Annotated in this window: 20 protein-coding genes and 2 pseudogenes; 13 read left to right on the plus strand and 9 right to left on the minus strand. The window is 66.8% G+C overall.

The features are described 5' to 3' along the window. Positions 1–199 precede the first annotated feature (199 nt). Both ABEA50_RS04360 and ABEA50_RS04365 read left to right on the plus strand, forming a co-directional pair. On the plus strand, positions 200–1,594 hold the full coding sequence (locus ABEA50_RS04360; RefSeq protein ID WP_345493708.1) for an FAD-dependent oxidoreductase: 1,395 nt from the start codon (positions 200–202) through the stop codon (positions 1,592–1,594). Positions 1,595–1,676: 82 nt separating this feature from the next. Next, the gene (locus tag ABEA50_RS04365; protein ID WP_345493709.1) at positions 1,677–2,516 is read left to right on the plus strand and encodes an amidohydrolase family protein; all 840 of its coding nucleotides are present in this window, start codon (positions 1,677–1,679) and stop codon (positions 2,514–2,516) included. On the opposite strand, the pseudogene ABEA50_RS04370 reads toward ABEA50_RS04365, so the two are convergent. After that, positions 2,517–3,000 (minus strand): annotated as a pseudogene (locus ABEA50_RS04370) (DUF456 domain-containing protein). Between the two features lie 268 nt (positions 3,001–3,268). Between ABEA50_RS04370 and ABEA50_RS04375 the strand changes: the two are divergent. After that, positions 3,269–4,357 (plus strand): CaiB/BaiF CoA transferase family protein, encoded by a 1,089-nt coding sequence (locus ABEA50_RS04375; protein ID WP_345493710.1) that lies wholly within the window; start codon positions 3,269–3,271, stop codon positions 4,355–4,357. A 390-nt stretch (positions 4,358–4,747) separates the two neighbouring features. Here the strand turns inward: ABEA50_RS04375 and yczR are convergent, their stop codons facing one another. Further along, positions 4,748–6,241: a MocR-like transcription factor YczR gene (gene yczR, locus ABEA50_RS04380; protein ID WP_345493711.1), complete on the minus strand. Its 1,494-nt coding sequence runs from the start codon at positions 6,239–6,241 to the stop codon at positions 4,748–4,750. Positions 6,242–6,304: 63 nt separating this feature from the next. Here yczR and ABEA50_RS04385 point away from each other — a divergent pair, with 63 nt between their 5' ends. Beyond that, entirely contained in the window at positions 6,305–6,604 is a 300-nt protein-coding gene (locus ABEA50_RS04385) for a hypothetical protein (protein WP_345493712.1), read from the plus strand. 250 nt (positions 6,605–6,854) lie between these two features. Next, a complete protein-coding gene (locus ABEA50_RS04390) occupies positions 6,855–7,400 on the plus strand; it encodes a methylated-DNA--[protein]-cysteine S-methyltransferase (RefSeq protein WP_345494649.1) in 546 nt (181 codons plus the stop codon). 160 nt (positions 7,401–7,560) lie between these two features. On the opposite strand, the gene ABEA50_RS04395 is transcribed toward ABEA50_RS04390, so the two are convergent. Next, positions 7,561–8,802 carry a cytochrome P450 family protein gene (locus tag ABEA50_RS04395; protein ID WP_345493713.1) on the minus strand — a complete coding sequence of 414 codons (1,242 nt, stop codon included), beginning with the start codon at positions 8,800–8,802 and terminating at the stop codon, positions 7,561–7,563. Between the two features lie 632 nt (positions 8,803–9,434). Here ABEA50_RS04395 and ABEA50_RS04400 point away from each other — a divergent pair. After that, positions 9,435–9,686, plus strand: a pseudogene (locus ABEA50_RS04400) (glycosyl transferase family 39); the annotation flags it as partial. A gap of 19 nt (positions 9,687–9,705) precedes the next feature. Here the strand turns inward: ABEA50_RS04400 and ABEA50_RS04405 are convergent. After that, positions 9,706–12,309: a helix-turn-helix transcriptional regulator gene (locus ABEA50_RS04405; RefSeq protein ID WP_345493714.1), complete on the minus strand. Its 2,604-nt coding sequence runs from the start codon at positions 12,307–12,309 to the stop codon at positions 9,706–9,708. 94 nt (positions 12,310–12,403) lie between these two features. Beyond that, entirely contained in the window at positions 12,404–13,693 is a 1,290-nt protein-coding gene (locus ABEA50_RS04410) for an adenylosuccinate synthase (RefSeq protein ID WP_345493715.1), read from the minus strand. Between the two features lie 456 nt (positions 13,694–14,149). Between ABEA50_RS04410 and ABEA50_RS04415 the strand changes: the two genes are divergently transcribed. Both ABEA50_RS04415 and ABEA50_RS04420 read left to right on the plus strand, forming a co-directional pair. Next, positions 14,150–14,746: a hypothetical protein gene (locus ABEA50_RS04415; RefSeq protein ID WP_345493716.1), complete on the plus strand. Its 597-nt coding sequence runs from the start codon at positions 14,150–14,152 to the stop codon at positions 14,744–14,746. After that, on the plus strand, positions 14,743–15,525 hold the full coding sequence (locus tag ABEA50_RS04420; protein ID WP_345493717.1) for a site-2 protease family protein: 783 nt from the start codon (positions 14,743–14,745) through the stop codon (positions 15,523–15,525). The genes ABEA50_RS04415 and ABEA50_RS04420 overlap by 4 nt, the downstream gene beginning before the upstream one ends. 281 nt (positions 15,526–15,806) lie before the next feature. On the opposite strand, the gene ABEA50_RS04425 is transcribed toward ABEA50_RS04420, so the two are convergent. Beyond that, entirely contained in the window at positions 15,807–16,955 is a 1,149-nt protein-coding gene (locus tag ABEA50_RS04425) for an FUSC family protein (RefSeq protein WP_345493718.1), read from the minus strand. 90 nt (positions 16,956–17,045) lie between these two features. Beyond that, complete coding sequence (locus tag ABEA50_RS04430; RefSeq protein WP_425577525.1) at positions 17,046–17,489, minus strand: DUF3151 domain-containing protein; 444 nt, start codon at positions 17,487–17,489, stop codon at positions 17,046–17,048. An 85-nt stretch (positions 17,490–17,574) separates the two neighbouring features. Here ABEA50_RS04430 and ABEA50_RS04435 point away from each other — a divergent pair, with 85 nt between their 5' ends. Continuing rightward, on the plus strand, positions 17,575–20,025 hold the full coding sequence (locus ABEA50_RS04435; protein WP_345493720.1) for an Rv0361 family membrane protein: 2,451 nt from the start codon (positions 17,575–17,577) through the stop codon (positions 20,023–20,025). 107 nt (positions 20,026–20,132) lie between these two features. Further along, positions 20,133–21,215, plus strand: coding sequence for a fused (3R)-hydroxyacyl-ACP dehydratase subunits HadA/HadB (locus ABEA50_RS04440; protein ID WP_345493721.1), 1,083 nt, complete (start codon positions 20,133–20,135; stop codon positions 21,213–21,215). 26 nt (positions 21,216–21,241) lie between these two features. Here ABEA50_RS04440 and ABEA50_RS04445 read toward each other — a convergent pair whose 3' ends face one another. Further along, a complete protein-coding gene (locus ABEA50_RS04445) occupies positions 21,242–22,705 on the minus strand; it encodes a DUF4185 domain-containing protein (RefSeq protein ID WP_345493722.1) in 1,464 nt (487 codons plus the stop codon). Positions 22,706–23,324: 619 nt separating this feature from the next. Here ABEA50_RS04445 and ABEA50_RS04450 point away from each other — a divergent pair. From ABEA50_RS04450 to ABEA50_RS04460, 3 genes are all read left to right on the plus strand, one after another. Continuing rightward, positions 23,325–23,600 (plus strand): excalibur calcium-binding domain-containing protein, encoded by a 276-nt coding sequence (locus ABEA50_RS04450; protein WP_345493723.1) that lies wholly within the window; start codon positions 23,325–23,327, stop codon positions 23,598–23,600. A gap of 236 nt (positions 23,601–23,836) precedes the next feature. Next, complete coding sequence (locus tag ABEA50_RS04455; RefSeq protein ID WP_345493724.1) at positions 23,837–24,220, plus strand: excalibur calcium-binding domain-containing protein; 384 nt, start codon at positions 23,837–23,839, stop codon at positions 24,218–24,220. 21 nt (positions 24,221–24,241) lie between these two features. Continuing rightward, a complete protein-coding gene (locus ABEA50_RS04460) occupies positions 24,242–24,583 on the plus strand; it encodes an excalibur calcium-binding domain-containing protein (protein ID WP_345493725.1) in 342 nt (113 codons plus the stop codon). A 114-nt stretch (positions 24,584–24,697) separates the two neighbouring features. Here the strand turns inward: ABEA50_RS04460 and ABEA50_RS04465 are convergent, their stop codons facing one another. Continuing rightward, positions 24,698–25,816, minus strand: a complete 1,119-nt coding sequence (locus ABEA50_RS04465) for a BTAD domain-containing putative transcriptional regulator (protein WP_345493726.1) — start codon at positions 25,814–25,816, stop codon at positions 24,698–24,700. Between the last annotated feature and the right edge of the window lie 22 nt (positions 25,817–25,838).

Below are 25,838 nucleotides of genomic sequence, written 5' to 3' on the forward strand. Positions count from 1 at the left end.
GCGGCCCGCTGTCCTCACCCCGAGAACCGGGAGAACATACAGCTCAGCGGCCGTGGCGACGCGAGCGCCGGATGGCCACCAGCCAGGGGTTTCGCTTCGTTCGCATCGTAGAGGTACCGCCGACCCGGTGCGATAACTTAGCCTGGGCTAAGAAGACGTCTGTCAAAAGTTTTTCCGACCATTAAGGGTGCGCGTAAAGATGACCGAACAGAGTGCAGCGACTCGCCCGCTCCGCATCGCGATCGTGGGCGCAGGACCGGCCGGAATCTACGCCGCCGACGCATTGATGAAATCCGATGCCGAGGTGAGCATCGACCTGTTCGAGCGGATGCCAGCGCCGTTCGGCCTGATCCGCTACGGCGTCGCACCCGATCACCCCAGGATCAAGGGCATCGTCACCGCACTGCACAAGGTGCTCGACAAGCCCCAGGTCCGCCTGCTCGGCAATATCGACTACGGCACCGACATCGCCCTCGACGACCTGCGCACGTTCTACGACGCGGTGATCTTCTCGACCGGCGCCAACGCCGACCGCGCGCTGGAGGTCCCCGGCATCGGCCTGGACGGATCCTATGGCGCCGCCGACTTCGTCTCCTGGTACGACGGCCACCCCGATGTGCCGCGCACCTGGCCGCTGGACGCGGAGAAGGTCGCCGTGCTCGGCGTCGGCAATGTCGCGCTCGACATCGCCCGCGTACTCGCCAAGACCGGCGACGAACTGCTGCCCACCGAGATCCCGCCGAATGTCTACGCCGGGCTCAAGGCCAGCAAGGCCGTCGAGGTACACGTGTTCGGTCGTCGCGGTCCGGCACAGGCCAAGTTCACCCCGCTGGAACTGCGCGAACTCGACCACTCCCCGACCATCGAGGTCATCGTCGCGCCCGAGGACATCGACTACGACGAGGGCTCCGAGGCTGCGCGCCGCAACTCCAAGCAGGTCGACATGATCTCGAACACCCTGGAACAGTGGGCCATTCGCGATGTCGGCGACCGCCCGCACCGGCTGTACCTGCACTTCTTCGAGTCGCCGTCGGAGATCGTCGGCGAGGACGGCAAGGTGGTCGGACTGCGTACCGAACGCACCGAACTCGACGGCACCGGCAACGTCAAGGGCACCGGCGTGTTCAACGACTGGGACGTGCAAGCGGTCTACCGCGCCGTCGGCTACCTCTCGCAGAACCTCACCAGCCTGCCGTTCGACGATCAGGCGGGCACCGTGCCCAACGAGGCCGGTCGCGTCCTCGTCGATGACACAGTGGAGGGCGAGGGACGCTTCATGCCCGCCACCTACGTCACCGGCTGGATCAAGCGCGGCCCGGTCGGCCTGATCGGACACACCAAGGGCGACGCCAACGAGACCGTCGCCTGCCTGCTCGACGACAGCGTGAACTTCGCGGCTCCCGAGCAGCCGGAACCGGAATCGATCATCGAGTTCCTGGAGAGCAAGGGCATCCCGTTCACCACGTGGCAGGGCTGGTACCGCCTCGACGCGCACGAGCGCGCACTGGGCGAGCCGGAAGGCCGCGAGCGGGTGAAGGTCGTGGAGCGCGAAGACATGCTGCGCGCCAGCGAACCCGACAAGGTTCAGACGTAGTCCCGTCCGAGTCTGTGTCCAAGTCCGGTCCAATATTTCCGCCCTGGCAGCGGAGGAATACACACTGAGGCATCCTGTACAGGTGTTCGACGCGCATCTGCACATCTTCGACCCGCGGTTTCCGCTGGCCGAGAACGAGGGGCACCTGCCGGCGCCGTTCACCATCGCCGACTATCGAAAGCGCATGTCTCCCTTCGATATCAGCGGTGGTGCGGTAGTCAGCGGGTCATTCCAAGGCACCGACCAGACCTACCTGAGGACGGCATTGGCCGAGCTCGGACCAGGGTGGGTAGGCGTGACGCGCCTGGATCTGGACGCCACCGACGACGACATCCTCGAGCTCGACCGAATCGGCGTGCGCGGACTGCGTTTCAACCTCAAGCGCGCGGCCACCGACATCACCGGCATGACCCTGCAAGCATTGCGTGCACACGAATTGGCCGGCTGGCACGTCGAGGTCTACATCGACGGCCACATGCTCGGTTCGCTGCAACCGGTGGTCTCCAAGTTGCCCGCGCTCTGCATCGACCATCTCGGACTGTCGGATCGCAGCCTGCCGTTCCTGCTCGACCTGGTCGACCGTGGTGCGCGAGTGAAGGCCACCGGGTTCGGCCGCGTCGATATGGATGTCGCGAAAACGTTGCGGCGCATCCATGCCGTCAATCCGGCGGCATTGATGTTCGGCAGCGATCTGCCGGGCACGCGCGCGGGGCGACCGTTCGAGGTCGCGGACGTCGACCTCATCCGCGAGGTGATCGGCGGCGAGGTAGACGCGGTGCTGGAGGACAACGCCCGCGCGTTCTACCGACTGCCCGCGCGTGAGATCCCGATCCCCGCCGACCCACCGACCCTGCCGTTACGTCGCGATCAGCTCCCGAAAGCGCAGGCGCACGACACGATTCCGTTCCCCGCGATCGAGTAGCTAGGCCAGCACGGCGCCGAGCACCCACACCCCGATCGCGAGCAAGGCGCCGAGTAGCTCGATGATCATCGACAATCCGACCCCCTTGATCGCGTGCACCGTTGCCCGCCAAGCGGGCGCACCCAGGCGCAACCGCTGGAATTCGGAAAGATAAACGCCCAGCACGAAACCCACGAACAGGCCGATCACCGCCGACCACGAAGAACCCGATGATGCCGAGCACCGCGCCGATCCACAGCGCGCGCTGGGAAACCCCCGCCTCCTTCATCTTTCGCCCCGGCCATGTGTATTTGACCACTCCGGACACCACGAGAAACAAGGTGCTGATCGCGAACACGAGCCAAACGCTCACGCCGCCGGTGAGCACCGCCCATACCGCGATCGCGGCGAAGATCAGCAGGACGCGGGGCAGGATCGGCACGATGATGCCCACCAGGCCGACCAGAATCACGAGGCCGACGACGACCTCACCCCACACGTTCATCAGCCCTCGCCACCGCTGTCCGACCGCCGCACCCGTCGGTCGGCAACCGCATTCTCGCCCTGCGCGTTCGGTGCCACCGCACGAGCCAGCTACCCGTCACCGATCCCGAGGCTGATCACGGCATAACCACCAGGGTGATTGTGTCCTACCCGATCCGTCGCAGCGAGAGGCGGTGACATCGGCACGCCCCTATTGTCATACTGTCAATACAGCCGATGGGCGAGTACCGGGGCGAGCCGGTGCGCGAAACGAGGAACTGAGGTAGGGCGTGAGCACTGTCAGGCAGGGCCCCTTGGCGGGCATCAAGGTGGTCGAACTAGCCGGAATCGGTCCTGGACCGCACGCGGGTCTGCTGCTGGCCGACCTCGGCGCCGACGTGGTGCGGGTGCAGCGGGCCGGTCAGCTACCCGGCGGCTTCGACCGGCCGCAATTGCGCGGTCGCACCGTCGTCGAAGCCAACCTCAAGGACCCCGCCGATATCGAGCGCGTCTACGGACTCATCGAGAAAGCCGATGTCCTGATCGAGGGCTTCCGCCCCGGTGTCACCGAACGCCTCGGCCTCGGCCCCGACGACGCGCTTGCCCGCAATCCGCGCCTGGTCTACGGCAGGATGACCGGCTGGGGCCAGGAAGGCCCGCTGGCCGAACGCGCTGGCCACGACATCAACTACATCTCGCTCACCGGCGTGCTGCACGCCATCGGACGCAAGGGCGAACGGCCCGTTCCGCCGCTGAACATGGTCGGCGATTTCGGTGGCGGCTCGATGTTTCTGGTGTTCGGCATTCTCGCCGCGATCATCGAACGCCAGAGTTCGGGCAAGGGTCAGGTCATCGATGCCGCGATGGTCGACGGCGCGCTCGCGCTCTCGCACATGATCTGGGGGATGCGCGGCAGCAACGCCTGGTCCGACGAGCGCGGTGTCAACCTGCTCGATACCGGAATGTCGTTCTACGACACCTATGAGACCGCCGATGGAAAGTACATGGCGGTCGGCGCGATCGAACCGCAGTTCTACGCGCAGGTGCTCACCGGTTTGGAGATCGATCCAGAGGGATTGCCCCTCCAACTCGACCCCGCCGGGCAGCAGACACTGAAAAAGCTTTTCACCGAACGCTTCCGGAGCAAAACTCGCGACGAGTGGGCCGCCATCTTCCACGGCACCGACTCCTGCGTGACACCTGTACTCACCTTCGCCGAAGCCACCGAGAACGAACATCTCACCGCCCGAGGCTCCCTGTTGGAGCTGGAGAACATCACCCAGCACGCACCAGCGCCCCGGTTCTCCCGCACACCCAACGGCGTCCCGACGCCGCCGCCCACCGAAGCGACGCCCATCGAATCCGTCTGGGCCGACTGAGAATTCGCTGGATCTACTTGTCCGGCGGCGCTTCCCCTCCGAGCGCCGCCGGACGGGTTATCAGCGATGAAAAGCGCTGTACCCGTGGCCCGGCGACGGGCCACCCGCACGAAATGTTTCGTGCGCGGGCGGCGTGCGGAAGGCTCATGGCGCGAAAGCCGCGAGCAAGCACGCAGTTCGAGCGGCGGCGCGTACCGAGAAACGGAAATCGGCCTGCTGCTCGCGAGACAGTATGACAGGACATGTGCCCAACTGTCGAACCGTATGGTCTGTTTTAATATTGGACTATCTTCTATAGTGCCACGTCAACGGCGATATCCGAGCGCTTTCGCGGAGAAAATATCCCGCACGTCACCTCGGCGAGCTGGCACCCGCGAGCACGAGACGCGGTCAGTACAGCGGAGTGAGCGGGTCGGCGGCGCGCGGCGTCAACGCGGCATAGGCGGCGGCGATGCCCTTCACCGCCAGCCGCAAATCGGACGACTGATGATTGAACGGCAGCCGCACAAAACGCTCGAACGCGCCCTGCACCCCGAATCTCGGCCCCGCGGCGAGCAATACGCCGTGGTTGGGTGCCGTGGCGGCCAACGCGGTGGACACCGAGGCCGGCAGCTGCGCCCACACCGACATGCCACCGATTCCCGGTGTCACCCGCCAGTCGGGTAGGTCCTCGGCGAGCGCGTCCACCAGGGTCTCGCGCTGTTCGAGCAGCTGCGCGCAGCGTCGATCCAGAATCCCCTCGGCCTGCGTGAGCAGGTGCACGGTGGCCAGCTGATCCATGACCGGCGTGCCGAGGTCGACGGTGGACCTGATGCCGAGCAGTTTGGTGATCAGTGTCTGACTCGTACGAATCCAACCGACTCGCAAACCACCCCAGAACGACTTGGACGCCGAACCGATGGTGACGATCTCACTACCGCGCGCGAACGCGGCCACCGGCGGTGGCAAGACCTCGCCGGTGAGATTGAGATCGGCCATGGACTCGTCGATCACCATCGTCATGCGGGTCTCACGCGCGATGGCAGCCAACTCGGCGCGCCCCTCGGCGTTCATCAACAGGCCGGTCGGATTGTTGTAGTCCGGCACCAGATAGGCCAGCGCCGCCGCGGTTTGCCTTGCCGCACTGCGTATTCCGTCCAGATCCCAGCCATCGGCCGGATCTTCCGGACGCAACGGCACCGGCACCGGCCGCGCACCGACATCGCGAATCGCCTCGATGGCGTTCGGGTAGGTGGGATGGTCGATGAGCACCCTGGCCGCGGGTGCCGTCAGCACGTTCAACAACAAGCGCAACCCATGCTGCGCACCGAGGGTGACGAGGATCTGATCCGGCTCGGTGGGCAGCCCACGCTGGGTGTAGCGCCGCGCGATCACCTCACGCAGCGGCAATACCCCGACCGGGTCCATCCCATGGGTGCCCAAATAGTTCGGGATACCGTCCAGCGCACTCGAATACGCCGCACGCATTTCCGGCGGCGCGGCCATCGCGGCATAGGTGAGATCGATGGTCGGCAGTTCGTTCGGCGACATCATCGCCAGAATGCTGCGCGCGGGCTTGCTGCCGTCGTGCTGGATATCGCCGGGCAGGGCGACGGTGCTGCGCGAGCCCTGCCGACTGATCAGGTAGCCGTTCTCGCGCAACAGCGAGTACGTGGAGGTGATCGTGGTCCTGCTGACCCCCAGGGTGGCGGCCAGGTCGCGCTCACTTGGCAGTGCGACACCGAGCGGCGCTCGACCGTCGTGAATGAGCAGCCGAATCCCCTCGGCGAGCGCGAGATACGCGGGGCGCGAGGAATGCCGTGCGCTCGTAGCGCCGTCGTCGACATTGCGCCACGCACCGAGGTCGCGAGCCAGGCTGCCCGCTCCGATCACTCTCATCGCCATAAAGTCCAGTATCGCCCTAGTGGATATTTAAAAACAAGGCCAGTATGGCGCACGCTTGATCACATGTCCGCACTCGCCGCACTGATCATCGTCGCCGCCTTCGGTTGCCTGGCGTATCGCCTGCTTCCGGACCGCCTCGTTCGCGCCGTCCGCCTCGACCGCTACCTCCCCCACTCCGCATCGGTGGATCACAGTGAGTCTTCCTACGACTACCAGCGGCAATACTCGGATCTTTCCGCCATTTACGCGCGTACGGGCACCAGGGATCCCGTCGCCACCACGCCGCGGAAATCCAGGGCACCGCGTGCGGAAAGCCGACCGGGGCAGCGCACGAGCGACTCGAAGACACCGCACCGGCCATAGCGAGGGCCGGTCGCCATCACCTTCCGCACCGCGTTCTTGATCCAAGGCCAGTTTCGTGCAACTGGCCTTGGATTTAGTTCGTGTCGGACCCGCCGTGCACACTGACGACATGAGTGAGACCACTCGCCGACACACCGACGACGCCACGGTGACCCGCCACGCTGAAGCGGTGCGCGTCGACGCTGCCGCGTACACCGCACCGAGTACCGACGCCGCCGTCGAGCCCACGCCCGCCGACGACATCGCGCCCATGGACTTCGCGTTGTTCGATACCGCGATCGGCACCTGCGCGATCGCCTGGCAGGCCGACGAGGTGGTGCGGTTCCAGCTCCCCGAAACAAGCCCCGAGGCAACCCGCGCGCGCATCGGTCGTCGTCGCCTCGGCGCGGCGAGCGACCAACTGCGCGAAACCGTCCCACCCACCGCGATCGCCGAAGCCATCGACGGCATCCGCGCCCACCTCACCGGCGAACTCGACGACCTACGCTGGATTCCACTGAACACCAACGGCATTCCCGAATTCCACCGCGCGGTATACGCCGTTACCCGGGCGATCGACCCCGGCCGCCTACTCGGCTACGGGCAGGTGGCCGCACGGATCGGCGCACCGGGTTCCGCGCAGGCGGTGGGGCAAGCACTCGGCCGCAACCCGATTCCACTCATCATCCCGTGCCACCGGGTGATCGCGGCCGACAACGCCCTCACCGGTTTCTCCGCACCGGGCGGTGTGCACACCAAACAGCGACTGTTGACCATCGAGCGCACACCGGGTTTCGGCGAACCCACCCTGTTCTAGCCGGGGCATCAGCAGCCGCTGGACCCGCGCCGATCCGGCAGTGCGGGTCCGCCCCACACCGAGGGACCTACCACCACGCTCGGCCGATACGCCGATTTCACGGGCGTACCGGCCGAGCGCACCAGCCGATGTTCTCCGGTGAATAGCGTTGTGCCGCAGGCTATACCGTCGATACCACGCTCGAGTCCAGCCGGACCGGGAGCGAGACCAGTCCGCGAATCAGCAAGCTCTTGCGCCACTTCAGCGCCTCGACATCCCCGGCCAACGCGATCCTCGGCATGCTGGCCAACAACCGCGTGATCGCGATGGTGGCCTCCATCCGTGCCAACGGTGCGCCGAGGCAGTAATGCATCCCGTGACCGAAGGCGATATGGCGGTTGTCGGTGCGGTCGGGGTCGAGCCGGTCGGGGTCGGCGAAACGCTCGGGGTCACGATTGGCGGCGGCCAGCGAGATCATGATGAACTCGCCCGCGTCGATGTCGTGGCCCCCCAAGACGATCGGCTCGGTGGTGTAGCGCGCGGTCGCCAGGTGTACCGGCCCCTGACTGCGCAGGATCTCCTCGAGAAACGCCGGAATCCCATCCGGATCGGCGCGCAGTCGGTCGGCTGTCGCCGGATCGCGCAGTAATTCCAGCACCGCGTTGCCGATCAGATTCACCGTTGTCTCGTGCCCCGCGGCCAGCAGCAGGAACAACATTCCGATGAGTTCCTGCTGGTCGAGCCGGTCGCCGTCGTCCTTGGCGATGATGAGTTCGGAGAGCAGGTCACCGCGCGGATCGTCGGTGCGTTCGGCGATCAGCTTCGTCATGTAGGTGAAGAAGGCGATCCCCGCGGTGGTGCGCTCCTCGATCGTGCCCGAGTCGTCGACGACAGTCGCTGTCCAGGAACGGAATTCGTCCTTGTCCTCGTCGGGCACGCCGAGTAGTTCGCAGATCACCGCGATCGGCAGCGGGAAGGCGTAGCTGTCGATCAGATCGACGGTGTCGGCCGTACCGTCGACCATGTCCGCCAGCAGGGTGTCGGCCAGGTCGGTGATTCTCGCCCCGAGATCGCGCACCGCGCGGCTGGCGAAGGCCTTGGCTACCAGGCGCCGCAGCCGGGTGTGCTGCGGCGGGTCGGCGAAGAGCATGTTGTCGTTGATGGCGGCATTGAACATTTCCGCCGCGCCGTTCTTGGCCAGCACGGCCTGACCTTCGGGAGATCCGATCCGCTTGCTGATCGTGGGTTCCATGAACGCCTGCTTGGCCACGTCGTGGTCGACGATCAGCCAGCCGAGCACACCATCGAGCCGAATGCGATGCAGTGGACCACGCGCACGCAAGGCCCGGTAGGTGGCGTGCGGGTCTTGATAGAAGTCGTCGGTGAGTTCGAGGATTTCGTGGGTGCCGCTCGAAGCCGTCATGCGCGACCTCCTGCGGGTACTGCGATGGCGGCCGAGGCCCTGCCTGATTCGGGGTGGTTCACGTGCCCTCAGTCCTTTCGACGAACGGTTCTGACTGCACCCGTTGCGGCGGCGAGCACCGAGGCGATACCGGAATGACGACGGCTGACGCGGCACGCGACTCGATGAGCGATGGATCACCGGCTGCATCGGGTGGATGGTCGAGCAGTTTCGATCGGTAGGTGAATCAGGAAACCTCGGCACCCGACCCCCGCACCTATTGGCGGGAGCACTCGAGTGTGCGGCGAGGAATTTCCGTACGGCGAGTGTACAGGCACCCCTTTCGGGGTTTGCGGACCCATGAAAGTCGTTGGCATCAGCGAAAATTCGCTGACAGATAGCTGAAAGCGCAGTGTGTGACACCGCACCTCGCTCGCGACGGGCGATCATCCGCTTGGCTACGGCGAGGTAATCCTTTCGCACGACCACCGTCGATACCTGCGGCCGATTCGCGAACACCCGCGCGACCAGCACAATCTGATCCGACCGCAGGTCGCGTCACATGCGAGGGACGGAATATGCGCAGCACACCGGTTCGGATCTCGGCGCCCGGCGGCGCCACGACAGCGCGCACGCGCCAGACATTGCCGCCGGTGGCCTGGGGACCGCTGCTAGTGCTCGCCGGCGCCGTGGGCATCGCGCTGCTCATCGCCAGCCGCAACTACGGCTACTTCTTCGACGAGGCGTATTTCGTCGTCGCCGGACGTGATCATCTGGACTGGGGTTATTTCGATCAGCCGCCCTTGGTTCCCGCGCTGGCGGCGGCGATGGACTGGCTGGCACCGGGTTCGCTGCTCGCCTTGCGCCTGCCCGCCACGCTCGCGGGCATCGGTGGCGTCATCGTGTAGCGCGACGAGGCACTGATCAGCCCTGCCCCGTTTCGCCACGCAGCAACGCGCCCAACGACTCTCGGTCGGTGACGTCCATCTTGATGCAGGCGCGGTAGAGATGCCCCTCCACCGTGCGCACCGAGACCGTCAGCCGGTCGGCGATCTGTCGGTTGGACAGGCCCGCGGCGACCAGGTTGGCGATCTCGCGTTCGCGCGCGGTCAACGGCAGCGGCTGCGCGGCCTTGCGCAGCGCGGGAGTGCTCGCCCCGCCGCACGCCGCGGCGAGCCGGTTCGCCGCGGCGGCCGACTCGAGCAGGCGCCGACGATCCGACGCGCGCTCGTGTGCGGTCGCCGCCTGCGCCGCGGCATCGGCCGCCGAGACAAGTGCGCCGATCTGCTCGAATTCGGCGGCGGCCGCGTCGAGCCCAGGACCGTCATGTGCGGCCAGTGCCACCGCATGTCGTGCCTGCACCTGCACGAGTCGACCGTCCACCCGCGCCGCGAGATCCGCGAGCCGCCCCGCCACCGAGTGCTCGCCGAAACGCGCGGCGGTGTGCAGCGCCATGGCCTCGATCGCGTGCTGATTCGCACGTGCGGCCCCGTCCGCCGCCCCCAATGCCAGTCGCACCGCGGGGGTGACGGTGCCCTCGGCGGCGGCCAACCACGCGCGCGCGAGCTCCAGTTGCGGCTCGTACACCGCACTGTGCCGACCACCGCGCGCCGTCGCTTCCGCGATCGCGTCGGCGGCCTCCCTTGTTCGACCGAGCGCCGAATACGCCTCGGCCAATCGGATTCTCGCGGGGAACATCCACGCGGCGGCACCTTCCGCGGTGAGCGCGGCCAGTGCCTGTTCCAGGTTCTCCACACCGTTCGGGAAATGGCCGTGGGCCACATCCACGGTGCCCTGCAAGATCTTCGACATCCCCCACGCGAGGTACTGACCCGGCGCCGAATACCCGAAATAGGCTCCCGCGCACCGCCGAGCGTCCGCGAGATCACCGGTAAAGGTGAGCGCGAGCACCTCCGCGTGCGTCGACATGAACCGATTGAGCCCGTCGATCTCGGACTCCACCTCGTGTCCCCGCGCCGCGTATTCCTTTGCGGCTTCGCCCTTTCCCATCAGCGCCAAGGCCAGGCCGCCACCGAAAGCCGCCCACCACACCGCCCACGGCGGCGCCTCGTGCGCCGCGATCGCCTTCTCGGCCTCGGTGATCGCGTCATCGATCCGGTTCTCGTTCACCGCGCACGCCGAGGCGAGCCCGTCGAGAATGGCGACGATCTTCGGGTGCCGCGCCTTGCCTCGGATGAGGGCCAGCACCTCGTCGGCATGATCGGCATCGCCCATGGCCCACAACAGGTTCGCGACCCGGGTGCTGCCCCACCTGGCCAACTGCACCTCGTTGAGCTGATCGGGATCGAAGCTGGCCAGAGTGCGCTCGGCCTCGATCCGGTGGCCCTGCCACAGCAGCGCACGCGCGAGCAGGTCCGCCGATTCCACCCCGCCGCGACGCTCCACCGCCGCCCTGGCGAAGCGTTCGCCCAACGGAAGATTCGCCAAGCCGATCGCGTCCGCCGCCGCCGCCTCGAACAGCTCGAGATCGGCGGATTTATCACTGTCCAGTGCCAATTCGGCCAACCGGATGCGGTCGGCGGCGGTATTGATCGGGCGCTGCTCCAGCGCCGAGAACAGCCGACCACGCAGGCGCCGACCCGAGGCGACACCGAGCCTGCGGCGAATCACCTCGCCGAACAGCGGATGGTTGTAACGCACCACCAACTGGTGCGCGCTCTCGACCACCCGCACCACACCGCGGGTCTCGGCGGACTCCACCGCCTCCTCACCCGCGAGCGTGGCGAGCACATCCAGGTCGATCGGCTCACAGAAGGTCAACAGCTCCAACACATTCAGCACCGACTCGGGCAGCTGCTCGACCCGATCCTCCAGCAGCGCGGCCAATTCCGAGGTCACCGCGGCACGGCCACGCAACTGCCACACCCCGTTGACCTGACGCAACGAGCCGGCATCGAGCCCACCCTCGACCAGATGCCGCAGGTACAAAGCGTTTCCGCCCGAGGCCTCCCACATCAGGTTCGCGGTGAACCCCTCCAGCTGCCCGCCGAGCATCGTCTCCACCAGATCGACGCTCTGGCGCTGGGTGAACGGGCGCAGATCGATGCGCAGCAGATGACCGTCTTTCCACAACGAGGTCACCGCGTCGGGGACCTGCACGCCGCTGCGCACCGTCACCACGATGTGCGCCGCCTTGTCGATCGCCAACTGCAACAACAAGGTTGCCGAGAGCTGATCGAGCAGGTGCGCGTCGTCGACACCGATGATGGTGTGTCCGTCGGCGAGCAACGCCTCGCGCGCCGAGGACATGAACGTCACCGGGTCGTGTGCGGTGGAAACCCCGACCATGTGCGCGAACACGCCGAGCGGAATGCTGCGCGCGGACTCGGTGCCCGCGACCCAACGAATATTGCCGCCAACCGCCAGTGCGGCCGACCGTGCCAGCGTTGTTTTCCCGACACCGGCATCACCGGTCAGTACCGCACCGACATGCTCGGACCCCGACAGTGCGGCATGGATTGTCTCGAACTCGCTGTCGCGTTCGATCGTCGGCCAATTCCGAGCCATTCTCCTACTGTAGTTCGTCGCGGATCATGATCGAAGAGCAGAAGGCAGGACCGGTCGCAATCATCACCAACGGTAGAACTTGTTGTCCTACTGCCTAACCGAGAACGTCGTGGCGAACGATCGTCTGATCACGGCCGGGCCCCACACCGATGCAGGAGATCCGCGCGCCGGACAATTCCTCCAGTCGCAACACGTAGGCCTGCGCGTTCGCGGGCAGATCGGCGAATTCGCGCGCGCCGGAGATGTCCTCCCACCAGCCGGGTAGCTGCTCGTAAATCGGCTTGGCGTGGTGGAATTCGGTCTGCGTCGTCGGCATCTGTTCCACCCGCTCGCCGTCGATCTCGTAGGCCACGCAGATCGGCACCGTCTCCAGACTCGACAGGACGTCCAGTTTGGTGAGGAAGTAGTCGGTGATGCCGTTGACCCGGGTGGCGTAGCGCGCGATCACCGCGTCGAACCAGCCGCAGCGCCGTGCGCGCGCGGTGGTGACACCGACCTCACCGCCCGTCTTGGCCAGGTAGGCACCCCACTCGTCGAACAGCTCGGTCGGGAACGGACCCTCACCGACACGCGTGGTGTAGCACTTGAGAATGCCGAGCACCGTGTCGATCTTGGTCGGCCCGACGCCCGCGCCGACGGCGGCGCCGCCCGCGGTCGGGTTCGAGGAGGTGACATACGGGTAGGTGCCGTGGTCGACGTCGAGCAGAGTGCCCTGCGAGCCCTCCAGCAACACGGTCTCACCGCGTTCCAACGCCAGATTCAGCTGTAGCCGGGTGTCGGCGATCCGGTGGGCGAACGACTCCGCCTGCCCGAGTACCTCGTCCACCACCTGCTGTGGGTCGAGCGCGCGCCGGTTGTAGATCTTGACCAGCACTTGGTTTTTGTACTCGAGCGCAGCCTCGACCTTCTGGGTGAGGATCTTCTCGTCGAGCACGTCGGCGACGCGTACTCCGACGCGCGCGACCTTGTCCTGGTAGCAGGGGCCGATGCCGCGCCCGGTGGTGCCGATCTTGTTGTTGCCGAGGAAGCGTTCGGTGACCTTATCGATGGCCACGTGGTAGGGCATGATCAGGTGCGCGTCGGCCGAAAGCAGCAGACCGGAGGTGTCGACGCCGCGCTTGTCCAAACCGGCCAGCTCGTCGAGCAGCACGCCGGGATCGACCACGACACCGTTGCCGATGACATTGCGCACAGACGGGGTGAGGATGCCGGAGGGAATCAGGTGCAGCGCGAATTTGTCACCGTTGGGGAGAACGACGGTATGGCCCGCATTGTTACCGCCTTGGTATCGGACCACCCACTGCACGCGGTCGCCGAGTAGATCGGTGGCCTTGCCCTTGCCTTCGTCGCCCCACTGGGCGCCGATCAGGACGATTGCCGGCATGGTCGTGTCTCCTACGGTTCGACGCGCAACACTGTCGGTGTTGCAGCTACCTGCCGTTTTCGAGGCGGTGGCCGGAAGGACAGTCTAGTCCAACGCTTGTCGCGGCCGATCGATGCCGCCTCGATGCTCGTCGGTGGGGACCGTCACCGGAGCCGGCGCACGACAGCGGCGCCAGCGCGCCGTAGCCTCGATGAGGCGTGTGACGGGGCACGGCACCGGGGTTATGGTTGCACTCGTGAGCGAGCGTCGGCAGTGAACGCACGCGACACACCGTGCTTCCAGCGCACGCCGAGAGCCGAGACAACGGGGGTCAGCGCGGCGGTGTGGGTTTCGCCCGAGCACGGCGGCGCGCCGACGAACATCGCCTGGCGGAGGAGAAGGGTTTAGCGCGGTTTGAGTACCCACGTTCTGCGTTGTGATGGCGCGCCGGTACCGCTGGCCCTCGCGGCGCTACCGATGAGTCACACCGAAATGATCCCGGATACCGACGAGATCGATGAACTGCTCCCGGTGTTGGCCGCCGACAGCCTGCCCAGGCTGATCGTGCTCGGCGAGGACACCGCGCTGGCCGCGGTGCTGACCCACCTGATGCGCACCGAACGACTGCATGTGGAGATCGGTTACGTGCCCACCGAGAAGACCTACGGTTCCCGCGTCTATCAGACCGGCACCGGCAATGCCGCCGCCAAGCGCGCGGTGGAAGGTACCCCCACCGAGCTGCCACTGATTCGCGACGACACCGGCAAGGTACTGGTCGGGCGCGCCATGATCACCGGCCCCGAGGCGAGCAAGCTGGAGGGCGAGGCCTACGTCGACGAGACCAAGCTGTTCTCCGGCACCGTGACGGCGATGCAGATCTCACCGACCGCGCACCTGCCCGGCGTGCGCGCCACGATTCCCCGTCGAATCGGCAAGCGCCGCTGGGTCGAAGGCCGTGCGGCCCAGCTCGGCACACCGGGCGCCGTGGTGACCCGCGACGGCATCACCACCGAGCGGCCGGTGCCGCGCGCGAGCTTCTACCGCCACAACGAGTCCTGGCTGCTGGTGCGATGACGACACCGTTTCCCCCGCAACGCCGCTCGCGCGCGATCCGGCCGAGCCCGGTGTTCCTGCTCGTGGTCGCGATCACCGTCGTCGGCGCGGTACTGACCTGGAATGCCGACTTGGACAGCACGATAGCCAAGGTCGGCGTTTTCGTGTTCGTGGTGTTCGGCTGGATCATCACGCTCTGCCTCCACGAGTTCGCGCACGCGTTCACCGCGTGGCGGGCCGGTGATCACGAGGTGGAGTTGCGCGGGTATCTCACACTGAACCCGCTGAAGTACAGCCACCCGTTGCTGTCGATCGGGTTGCCGATGGTGTTCATCGCGTTGGGTGGCATCGGGCTACCCGGTGGCGCGGTATACGTGCACTCGCACCATTTCTCGCCGCGCACGCAGCGGATCATCAGCGGCGCGGGCCCCGCGGTCAACGCGGTGTGCGCCGTGGTGCTGCTGCTGATCGTGCGCCTGTTCGGTGACTCGGGTTCGCAACCGGTGTTCTGGTTCGCGCTGAGCTTTCTCGCGTTCCTCCAGATCACCGCGACGCTGTTGAATCTGATTCCACTGCCGGGACTGGACGGGTACGGCATCGTCGAGCCGTCGTTGAGTTACCGAACCCGGCGCTCACTCGACCAGTTCAAGCCGTTCGGGATGCTGATCCTGTTCGCGTTGTTGTTCAGCCCCGTGCTGAATCGGGTGTTCTTCGACGCCGTGTACGCCCTGTTCGAACTGTCCGGGGTGCCGTCGGATTGGTCGAAATACGGCAGCTACCTCACCCGTTTCTGGACCTGAGGCACCCATGAGACAAACGGAGCCGTCCGGCTGCGCGCCGGACGGCTCCGCGCTTCGCTCGCCGACGGACCCCCCTAATCCTGCGGTCAGCACACCAGTCCAACCGATGGATGATTCCCGCCCGCTCACGAAGTTCTCGACCGCAACCACCCCTCGTACGCTGCGGTCATCTCTCAAGGTAGGGGCGCGCGCAGGCGCGGACACGAGTAGCGCGCTACGCGAAGATCAATCCGGCAGTGCGGGAAAATAACGGAGCCAACGAAAAGCGCTGAGTAGTGCGGTCATTGCTCCGGCGGCACATACGGGTTGCGGACAGTTGGCGGTAGCAGCGCCATCGCCGAGATTCGCTGGAGGCCACACACCTGCATCAAATCGACCAGGATCGAGCGCAGCTGGGCGAACACCACGTGCGCCGAAAGGCCCGCGCCGACAACGAGTTCCGGACGTGCTTCCTTGGCGATCGAGCGCAACACCCTGGCCGCCTCCGCCTGGTCGGGCTGCTCGCCGGGGTCGGCGAGCATCATCCTGCGCAGAACGTCGATGCTACGGCCGAGGCGTTCCATCGCATCGATCAGTCGCGGGTCGAGAATCTCGTCGTCCTGCACCAGTGTCAGTGAGCGACGCAGCAACACCCTGGTATTGCGGATGGCGTTGTCCAGCGGGTCGGCGGTGGCCTTGATCGCCTCGAAGCGCGGGCGAGAGTTCCAGTACAGCGGGGAGATTCGGCTGATCTCGCGGCCGCCCTCCAGTGCCGAACGCAGCGAGTCGATCTTCGGCTGGGTGGCACGCACCGCGGTCAGCGCTATCCGCACCTTCTCCGCGTCCTGTTCCAGCAGACCGTCGGCGCAGTCGGTCAGCGAACGTCCCATCACGGCAAGCACTTCCGCCGCCTGCACCCTGGCTCGACGCACCGGATGTAGCGGGATCGCCGCCACCACGACCACGCCGACAAGACCACCGACCAGCGCGTCGATCATGCGGGAGAAACCGCCGCCCGCCGAGGGCGGCAGCAGGGTCGCCACCAGCACGGCCGAACCGGCCGCCTGCATGGTGATGATCGAACCACCGTCGAGGAACACCGCCGCGGCCATGGCGACCGCCACCACCAGCGCGATCTGCCACACGCCGGTACCGGCTCGGCTGATGAAAAGGTCACCGATCCCGATGCCGACAGTCACCCCGACGAGCAGTTCCACCGAACGGCGCACCCGCGCACCGAAGGCGACACCGATCGAGACGACGGCCGCGGTCGGCGCGAAGAACGGTTGCGGGTGACCGACAATCGAATGCGCGACGAACCACGCCAGCGCGGCGCCCAGCGCACACTGCAGGATCGGCAGCGCCGAACGACGCAACCGAGTCCACGAGTTGCGCAGCCTGGTTATGCCACTGGCGCGGGCGTCGACGACGCGATAGTTCAGGCCGATCACTTGGTCACCAGGTTCAATCCGGAATGGCCCGGCCCAAGGGCGTTGTCGAGGACAGCGCGGCGGGTGCGGGCACGGTCGGGCAGTGGTGGCTCAGTCGAGGCCGAGCTCGGCCGCGGCACGCGGGTCACAGTCCTCGAGCAGGTCGAGGCAGCGCGCGTACTCCTCGTTCTCACCGACCAGTTTCGCGGCCTTGGCCAGCGCGCCGACGCTGCGCAGAAAACCCTGGTTGGGTTCGTGCGACCACGGCACCGGGCCGAAGCCTTTCCAACCATTGCGCCGCAACAGGTCGAGGCCACGGTGGTATCCGGTGCGTGCGAACGCGTACGCGGCCACCACATCGTGATTCACCGCCTCGTCCTGTTCTTGCGCACGCGCGAGCGCGGCCTCGGCGAGGTAGGCCCATGCGATCGACGCGGCGGGGTGATCGGCCGCCACCCGCACCGGATCGGCCTTGTTGAGTAGTGCCTGTTCCGCCTCTTCGAGGTCGGGAAGCAGCACCGGTTGCGGTCCGAGCAGGTCACCGAACGACGTCATGCGGTTCATTGTGCACCGACGGCGGATTTGCTCGTTAGGCTGGCCGTCGAGTTCAACAATTTTCCTCACCGAGCAAGGGGTGTGCGTGTCCGACCCGAACGACAAAAACAAGCCGGTGCCAGCTAGCGCCGACCCGGGGTCTCCTGGGGCAGACGCACGCCCCGACACCACATCCACCGCCGCCGAAAAGCAGGCGGCGGCGCCGACCAGTCCCCTTTCCGGCACGAAAAAGCCTGCTCCCGACGCTGGGAAGCCGGAGAGTACCGGGGGCGGCGGCGACACGGGGAAGCCGAGCACGCCAGCGCGAGTCACCCCGCGGATCAGCACGCCCGCCACTAAGTCGGGGAAGCCGAATTCGACGAATCGCCCACCCGCCGCTGGCAAGCAGGGTGGCGAGCAGGCGAAGTCACCGAATCAGCCTTCCGCGCCCGCACCGTCGGGCTCCTCGAAACCCGAGGCGGTACAAGATAAGTCGTCGAACCCGCAAGACACCATGGGCGCGGACGCGCAAACCACCGCTATCGAACGCGTCGACCCGAAATCGTCCGGTGCCGACACGGCCGCTGCGACACCGAAACAGTCGCCGCCGAACGCCCCCGGCGCCGCGCGAACGAACAGGCCGTCGCCGCCGCCGAGCCACCCACAGGACCAGCCACCGCGGTCATCGCCGAAACAGGTTGGTGGGCAACAAAATAAGCCCGCCGATACGCCGCCACCAACACGCGGCGACCAAGGCGGGAAAACCGCGCCAGCGCAAACACCGTCGAAGCCCGCGGGAAATTCACCGGACAACCCGGCCGCACGCTCGACCAGCGCACCGAGCCAGCGCGGCGGCCGAGGCGAACCCCAAGGACCCACGCGAGACCGACAGGCACCGAAGAACCCGCAAACACCGGCACCATCGAACACAGCCGAAGAACGACAGGGCAATTCGCCCGCGGGCCCGACGAACACACCAAACCAACGCGACAGCCGAGGCGAACCCCAAGGACCCACGCGAGACCGACAGGCACCGAAGAACCCGCAAACACCGGCACCATCGAACACAGCCGGAGAACGACAGGGCAATTCGCCCGCGGGGCCGACGAGCGCGCCGAGTCAGCCGCGCGGCGGACCCGGCGCACCTGCGGCATCGGCTGGTCCTCGCCAAAACGCTCCGCGAGGACAGGCCCCCGGGTCCGCGAGCGACAAGGGCCCGGACGGAAAAAACACCTCCGCACCCGGAGCGCGCGCCCAAGACGCCGAAACCGTCGAGATCAACAAGCGCGGCACGACCAAGCCCACCTCCGGCTCGACCCCACCCGCAGCGCCCGGCCAGGCGAAAAACGCCGCACCACAACAGAAGACCTCGGGACAGCCCGACGGCGCGTCCGCCGGGTCCGACACCGCGAAGCAGGGCGGTAAGGCCGCCGGTGCGGCAGCTGACGCGGCGACGATCGCCATTCGCAAACAGCAGCCCGCATCGAAATCCGCGCGACAAGATCGCCCGTCCGACTCGAAATCAGCTGCGGCCGAGGCGGCTACGCCGAAACAGGACAGCGACGAAAAGCAGCAGGGCACGACCGGCAAGTCCGCGAAACCGGCCGAGTCCCCGCGCGGAACCGACAAGGGCGGCCCGTCGGGCTCCGACGAGGTCACGACGGCCATTCCCGCCGGCACCGACAGCGAGAAGACCGTCGCCCTGCCGGTGCAGCGACCGGGCGAACGGGCCAATTCGCCCAAGCAGCCGTCGCCCACCGACCGCGTCACCGCACCCGGCGGGGGACGAGGCCCGGTCACCAAACCGCCGAACACACCACGTCCCGCTCCTGGCCCCCGCCAGTCGGGGCCGAAACAACCCGCACCGCAAAGCCCTTCGGGTCCGCCACCTGTCGACCCCGGCTTCCGACCCCCACGCCCGCCGGAACAACAGCGCCCACCCGAGCAACAGCGGCCGGCCAGCGCACCCTCACCGGCCGATCACCAGCCGACGACGCCCGCGCATCCGGTCGGCCCGCGCCCACCACAACCCAGGCCGATCGCCGCACCGCAGCGCATCCCCGCTCCACCACAACCTGCCGCCGAACCGTCGACGCCGAGTTCCCCCTTGGCGGGCAAGTCGAAGAAGTGGCTGCTCGGCGTCGGCGGCGCCGCCGTGCTTGTCGTCGCGCTGATCGTGCTGATCGTGGCGCTCACCACCGGCGGCGCCGACAGCTCCCCGGAGGGCAAGGTCCGCACGGCCGTCACCGATTACACCGCGGCCCTGCAGTCCGGTGACCTCGCGACGTTGCAATCCACCACCTGCGGCGAATTGCACGAGTTCTACCAGGGCATCCCGGCCGACCAGTACGCCAACGTGCACAAGCTCTCCACCGACCGCAAATCGATCCCCGTGGTCGACGGCATCGATACCGTCACGATCACCGACGACACCGCCGTCGCGCAGGGCACCGTGTACACCGACGCCGACCCGGCCAAGCGCAGCACCTACACCTTCGACCTGCAACAGACAGCAGGCGAATGGAAGGTGTGCGACCGGCCCTCGGGCACCGAGTAGCCAACCGGATGCTGATGTCCGGTATCCGGTAGCGCCCGCACACTCACCTGGTCAAGGGTTCGGTTCACCACTAAAGTGGTGGCCGATCATACGCAGGGGAGCTGATGATGACGCCACCGGATACCGACATATCAACGCAGGCAGCGGCGCTGACGGGACACCGATTTCGAGTCAGAGACCACTACGAGGTCGGCCGCGAGAAGGTCCGTGAGTTCGCCAGGGCCGTGCAAAATCACCACGGCGCGCACCAACACGAGACCGACGCCGATGGCCTCGGCTATGACGCCCTGATCGCGCCACCCACCTTCGCCACGGTGATCGGCATGGCGGGCACCGCCACCCTGCTCGACACCGTGCTCACCGACTACGACCTCTCGCGGGTGCTGCAAACCGACCAGGTTTTCGAGAGCTTCCGCCCCATTCTCGCGGGCGACCGGATCACCAGCGAGGTGCTGATCGATTCGATCCGGCAGTTCAACGAGAACGAATTCGTGGTCATCCGCTTCTCGCTCACCAACCAGCGCGACGAAGTGGTGATCCTCGGTTCCGCCACGATCGTCACCCGCAACACCGCCAACGATCCCGCCGAGGAGACCGCCACCAGCGACGCCAGCATCGCGGCGGTGGTCGACAACATCATGATGCAGGGTCGTCCGGCCGACGGCGAGACCACCGCGAAGCGGTTCGAGGAGGTCGACGCACTGGTCGCGCTCGGGCCGAGTGAGCTGGCCGCACCGGCGCGCGACCGCGAGATTCACCCGGTACACACCGTCCCCACCTTCGACGAGTTGTCCGTCGGCGACCGACTACCACCTAACGAATACCGACTCACCCGCGGTGACCTGGCGAATTACGCGGGCGTCTCGGGCGATGCCAATCCGATCCACTTCAGCGAGCACGCGGCCCAACTCGCCGGACTGCCCACCGTGGTCGCGCACGGCATGCTGACGATGGGGCTCGCGGCCGGTTACCTGACCTCCTGGCTCGGCGATCCGACGGCGATCAGCAAGCTCGCCGTCCGCTTCTCCGGGTTCGTCCCGGTTACCGAGGACGCACCCGCGCCGGTGAGCTTTTCCGGCAAGGTCAAGTCGGTCGACCCCGAAACCCGCACCGCGACAATCCTGCTCAACGGCACCTCGGAGGGACGCAAGCTCTTCGGCCGCGCTGTGGCCGACGTGCGGTTGCGCTGAAGGGAACTCGGCGCGACGAGTCTCGGTTATTCGTCGAGCTTCGCGTGCATGAGGTAGACGTTGTAGTCGTTCCACGTCGAGATGGTGAAGTAGAGATCCGACCCCGTCGACCAGGGGTGCAGGAAACCCCCGTACAGCTCGGGGTAATCGCGCACCGTCACCGTCGGCGTGCCGGGCGACCACACGCCCTGCGGTGAATCCGCTTCGCGGACAACGATCGCGGCCTTGGCGGTGTCGAGGTAACTCATCTGCCACACCGCGCGCTCGGCGTCGTAGCGCACCGACAACTCACCCGCCGGGCCATCGACGACCGGGGTCGCCGCGCCGAATCCGCCTACGGGGGTCCAGTTTCCGTCCTGCCAGTACTGGTAGGCGGTGGTGTTGAGGAGTTGATCCACCGGAACGCGGGCGAGGCCGATCGCACCGAGGCGGGTGTTGGGTGTGCCGAACATATAGACGTAGTCACCCTGCGGAACCATCGCGCTCACCTGGAAGTTCGCGAGCCCGAAGATGTTGTCCCACCTGGCATACGGATCTTTCGTCCAGGTCTGGCCGTGATCGTCGGAGTAGGCGATGCCGCCGTAATTGGTGAAGAAGGTACCGGGCAGGCTGTTCCAGGTGCGGATCGACATGTAGCTCATGTACTGCCGTTCACCCACCGCGAACCCCGAGGTCGGGATGGTGGTGACCTCCACATTGTCCATCTTGCGGCTGGAGAGGACCTCCGCGGCGTGGCAGCGGTCGTCGGTGATCATCCGGTCGTAGGTGACCCCGTCGTCCAAATCGTGGTCGCTGCTGAACGCCAGAACATTGCTGCGCCAGTCCTCCCCCATGCCGCCCGGCGGGTGGAAGCCGCGGCCGACGGTGTCGCCGAACGCGGTGGCGATCTCACCCGGCGCGCTTTCCCACATGATGCCGAGGTCGGTGCCGTCGACCTGCCAGCGCTTATCGGTGCGATTGATCGAGTTCGCTCCGGTCTGTTTGGCCACCTCACGCACCTGTCCGACCCGTGGCGCGGCCCGCGCTGGCGCAGGCGCCGCACTCTCCACCGGTGGCTGCAGCGCCGCCGGCGGCGGGGGTACCGGACCAGGATCCGGGCCGGGACCTGGCACCGCGAAGTGGAAAGGCTTGGCGTTCAACAGGATCTGCGGAATACCGAACGCTTGTCCCGGCCACGGCGGCGGGCCCGGCTGGTCGGTGAGGTCGGGGCACGGATTGTGGCACGGGTCGACCGGCAGCTTCATCTCGGTGCGCACCGGCGCGGGTTCGGGCGCTTTCGGCGGAAGAACAGTCACCACCGGATAGGGAATCTGCACGTCAACGGTCTTGGGCAGCACCGACTCGTGCGTCGGCACGGGGTCACTCGCACACGGACCGGCCCCGACGACACCCGCCGCCTCCGGCGCCGCCACGGCCTGCCGTTCGGCCAGCGGCAACACCGCGACCCCCACCACGACAACACCCACCGCAGCCACAAGCCGCCTACCCATATTTTCCCCTCGCAAGTCGCCGGAACCCGCCTCGAGCTGCGCCGACCCTACCGCGCACGTGGAAGAATCCCGCTCATTAGCGAGCCGGGGGATCCACCGGCATCCCGATCGACACCTGAGGCTGCGGCGCCTGACGTTCGGAACACTCTGCGCCACAGACGATTCCCCGGTGGAGTCGAAGCACCACCGAAGACTGGAGTCGCGCCCTGGGTTTCGCTCCCCGAACCGCCGATTCGGTCGACACTGATATGGGCGACGTATCCGGGGGGCGTGGTCGGTGATCCGGCGACGCCGTAGTTCGCGCAGATCACCGGCGCGAGGCCGGGGCGGCGCTGTGACGACCGTGGCCGCGGACCCCGGGGCGGGTAGATACGGGGTTTCGTGCGCGCGCTGCCATTACCGGACGAAAACCTGTCCTTCGACGCTTTCGCCTCGCCGGTAGCCCGGTGTCGCCGCGCGAACAGAGCCGACGGTCCTTTTCACCCCCAGCACCTTGGTTGACCTGCGATAACCCTGCTAGCGTCGGCAGCACGACAACTCCTAGTCGGGGAGAAGTGGCCGTCGGCCGGAGCTGCAGACGACTTCGGCTGGTCCTCGCACCACGCTAGGAAACCTTGCCATGAGAACCCAACGCCCCGTGCGCACGTTGCTCGGCCTCGGCTTCGCCAGCCTGCTCGCCGCGACCACCGTTGCCCTCGGAACCACCACTGCCACAGCAGTTTCCGCATCCGCCCCGCAGAGCAGTGCCCAAACGTCGCCGCGAGCGGTCGATCCCTACTACGAGAACTGCGACGCCGCGCGCGCCGCGGGCGACACCCCCCTCTACCGCGACAGAGGCGACCCCGGGTACGCCGAACACCTCGATCGCGACCGCGACGGTATCGCATGCGAGTAGTCCGAACCGCCGGGGCGCCACGGTGCCGCTCGCCCGACGGGCGGACCATGTGCTGCGAAAAGGCCAGCCGGACAGTTAGTTCAGAATTTGACGGAATTTTTTAGTGTAATTTCCGTCCGGGTGGGTACTCCACCTTGCTAGCGTGACGGCACAGCGACTCCTGTCGGGGGGAGAAGCCGTCTACCTGGGGAATCCTTCGGGTAGCCAGTTCCAGTCACACAGGACATGTCATTCACATGCGAAATACCCTCCCGCTTCGCACGCTTGTCGGCATCGGTTCCGCGGTCGTCTTCTTCGGCGCCACCCTCACGCTCGGAACGAGCGCCAACGCCGATCCGCTCGGTGATCTGTTGTGTCACACCGGGTCCGCGCAACTGTGCCCGCCGAGCCAGCCCGCACCACCGCCACTTCCGGCGCCCGAACCCGCGCCGCGACCACCGCACGCACAACCCCAACCGTTGCCCGCACCACCGCAGGCAGCCCCAGCACCCACACCACCCTCGGTCTACTACAAGAACTGCACCGAGGTTCGCCGCGCAGGTCAGGCGCCCTTGTATCGCGGTGAACCCGGATACGCCCGTCATCTCGATCGCGATAACGACGGCATCGCCTGCGAGTAGATTTCGGCGCAGGATGGAGGGATGAAACCCTCCACCATCGGACGCCGAGCAGTGCCGGTCATCGGCGCCTGTCTCCTGGCAGGCGCCGGTGTGCTGGTACCTCAGGTCGCCACCGCCGAACAGAACACTCCCCCGGAGTTCGTCATGGTCGTCAGCCCCAAGGACTCTGGCTCTCACCCGGTGCCGAAATACCGACCGGGCCCGAAAGGGTCGAATGTGGTGCCGCCCAAAGCAGAACCGAGCCCGAAGATGTACACCAGTTGCGACCAATTACGCGGGTCGAGCAGCGGTCCGGTCTACCGAGGCACACCGGAATACAACCCACAGCTGGACCGCGACCACAACGGCATCGCCTGCGGGTAACCGCGCCGCGAGCCAGTCGGCGCCCCGGCGCCGAACGCGCCACCGCCGCCGCGATCAGAGCACCGAGGGCCCGCGACCCGGCGCACTTCGGCCCGCTGCCGTCGAAGGCTCCGGTCAGGACAACGCGCGAAAGGTGATCATCGTGGCGCCGATCCTGATCTGATCACCGTCGGCAAGCAGCGCACCGCTGTCGATCGGCTCGTCGTTGACGAAGACACCGTTGGCCGAGTGCAGATCCTTGATCAGCAACCCGGCCCGGCTCGGCATGATGTGCGCGTGATACCTGCTGGCCTTGGGGTCGTCGACGATCAGATCGTTGTCGGTCATCCGCCCGATCCGCAGACCACCCGCCGCGATCGGCACCGCACGGCCGTCGGACATCCGCAACTCACCGTTGCGCACCGCCGTCGGCGCCTCGGTCACCGTCTCGGTCATCGCCGCGGCCATCCGCTCGACCTGACGCAACTCGACGGTGCTCAACGGCTCCTGCCGCAACACCCTGCGCTCCAGGTCGATCAACGCGGGCCCTGGATCGATGCCGAGCTCCTCGGCGAGCACCGTCCGCACGCGACGACACGCGTCCAACGCGTCGGCTTGGCGCCCGGACAAATACAGTGCGGTGATCAACTGGCCCCACAGCGGCTCACGCAACGGCTGCTCGGTGGTCATCGAGACCAACTCACCGATCACCGAAGACGCACGCCCACAAGCGATTTCGGCATCGATGCGGGCCGAGGCGGCGAGCACACGCTCCTCGTCCATCGCCGTGGCGAAACCGTCGGCGAACTGCAAACCGGCGAGATCGGCCAACGCACGCCCGGACCACTCACCCAGCGCGAGACCGAAATGCCGTGCGGCAGCGGCATGCTCACCGGCCGCGGCGGCACGAGTGCCTTCCTCACGCGCGGCCTCGAAACGGCCGAGATCGCACGCGCTGTCCTCGATCTCGAGGCGATACCCGGAGGATTCGGTGCGCAGCACCGGAGTGGGATCGATCCCCGAATTACGTAGCGCCTTACGGATATTCGAGATGAATACCTGCAAGCTCGCGGCGTAGGCGTCGGGTGGATCCTCGTTCCACACCATATCGGCCAACGCAGGCGACGACACCGCACGACGCCGATTGACGGTCAACGCGGCAAGCAAAGCCCGCGGCTTGGGCCCGCCGACCGCTACCGGCTCACCGCCGACGAGCAACCGAACGGGCCCGAGCACGCGCACATCAACACTCATGTGCTCCAAGCCCCCGTAATCA

Source organism: Nocardia callitridis (assembly GCF_039543305.1).
GTDB classification, from domain to species: Bacteria; Actinomycetota; Actinomycetes; order Mycobacteriales; family Mycobacteriaceae; genus Nocardia; species Nocardia callitridis.

What these genes read in the sequence shown, in the direction of transcription:
- ABEA50_RS04360 (WP_345493708.1), top strand. Translation starts at nt 200, where the DNA reads ATGACCGAACAGAGTGCAGCGACTCGCCCGCTCCGCATCGCGATCGTG.
- yczR (WP_345493711.1), bottom strand. Translation starts at nt 6,241, where the DNA reads ATGGCGATGAGAGTGATCGGAGCGGGCAGCCTGGCTCGCGACCTCGGT.
- ABEA50_RS04385 (WP_345493712.1), top strand. Translation starts at nt 6,305, where the DNA reads ATGTCCGCACTCGCCGCACTGATCATCGTCGCCGCCTTCGGTTGCCTG.
- ABEA50_RS04390 (WP_345494649.1), top strand. Translation starts at nt 6,855, where the DNA reads ATGGACTTCGCGTTGTTCGATACCGCGATCGGCACCTGCGCGATCGCC.
- ABEA50_RS04395 (WP_345493713.1), bottom strand. Translation starts at nt 8,802, where the DNA reads ATGACGGCTTCGAGCGGCACCCACGAAATCCTCGAACTCACCGACGAC.
- ABEA50_RS04405 (WP_345493714.1), bottom strand. Translation starts at nt 12,309, where the DNA reads ATGGCTCGGAATTGGCCGACGATCGAACGCGACAGCGAGTTCGAGACA.
- ABEA50_RS04410 (WP_345493715.1), bottom strand. Translation starts at nt 13,693, where the DNA reads ATGCCGGCAATCGTCCTGATCGGCGCCCAGTGGGGCGACGAAGGCAAG.
- ABEA50_RS04415 (WP_345493716.1), top strand. Translation starts at nt 14,150, where the DNA reads ATGAGTCACACCGAAATGATCCCGGATACCGACGAGATCGATGAACTG.
- ABEA50_RS04420 (WP_345493717.1), top strand. Translation starts at nt 14,743, where the DNA reads ATGACGACACCGTTTCCCCCGCAACGCCGCTCGCGCGCGATCCGGCCG.
- ABEA50_RS04430 (WP_425577525.1), bottom strand. Translation starts at nt 17,489, where the DNA reads ATGACGTCGTTCGGTGACCTGCTCGGACCGCAACCGGTGCTGCTTCCC.
- ABEA50_RS04440 (WP_345493721.1), top strand. Translation starts at nt 20,133, where the DNA reads ATGACGCCACCGGATACCGACATATCAACGCAGGCAGCGGCGCTGACG.
- ABEA50_RS04445 (WP_345493722.1), bottom strand. Translation starts at nt 22,705, where the DNA reads ATGGGTAGGCGGCTTGTGGCTGCGGTGGGTGTTGTCGTGGTGGGGGTC.
- ABEA50_RS04450 (WP_345493723.1), top strand. Translation starts at nt 23,325, where the DNA reads ATGAGAACCCAACGCCCCGTGCGCACGTTGCTCGGCCTCGGCTTCGCC.
- ABEA50_RS04455 (WP_345493724.1), top strand. Translation starts at nt 23,837, where the DNA reads ATGCGAAATACCCTCCCGCTTCGCACGCTTGTCGGCATCGGTTCCGCG.
- ABEA50_RS04460 (WP_345493725.1), top strand. Translation starts at nt 24,242, where the DNA reads ATGAAACCCTCCACCATCGGACGCCGAGCAGTGCCGGTCATCGGCGCC.
- ABEA50_RS04465 (WP_345493726.1), bottom strand. Translation starts at nt 25,816, where the DNA reads ATGAGTGTTGATGTGCGCGTGCTCGGGCCCGTTCGGTTGCTCGTCGGC.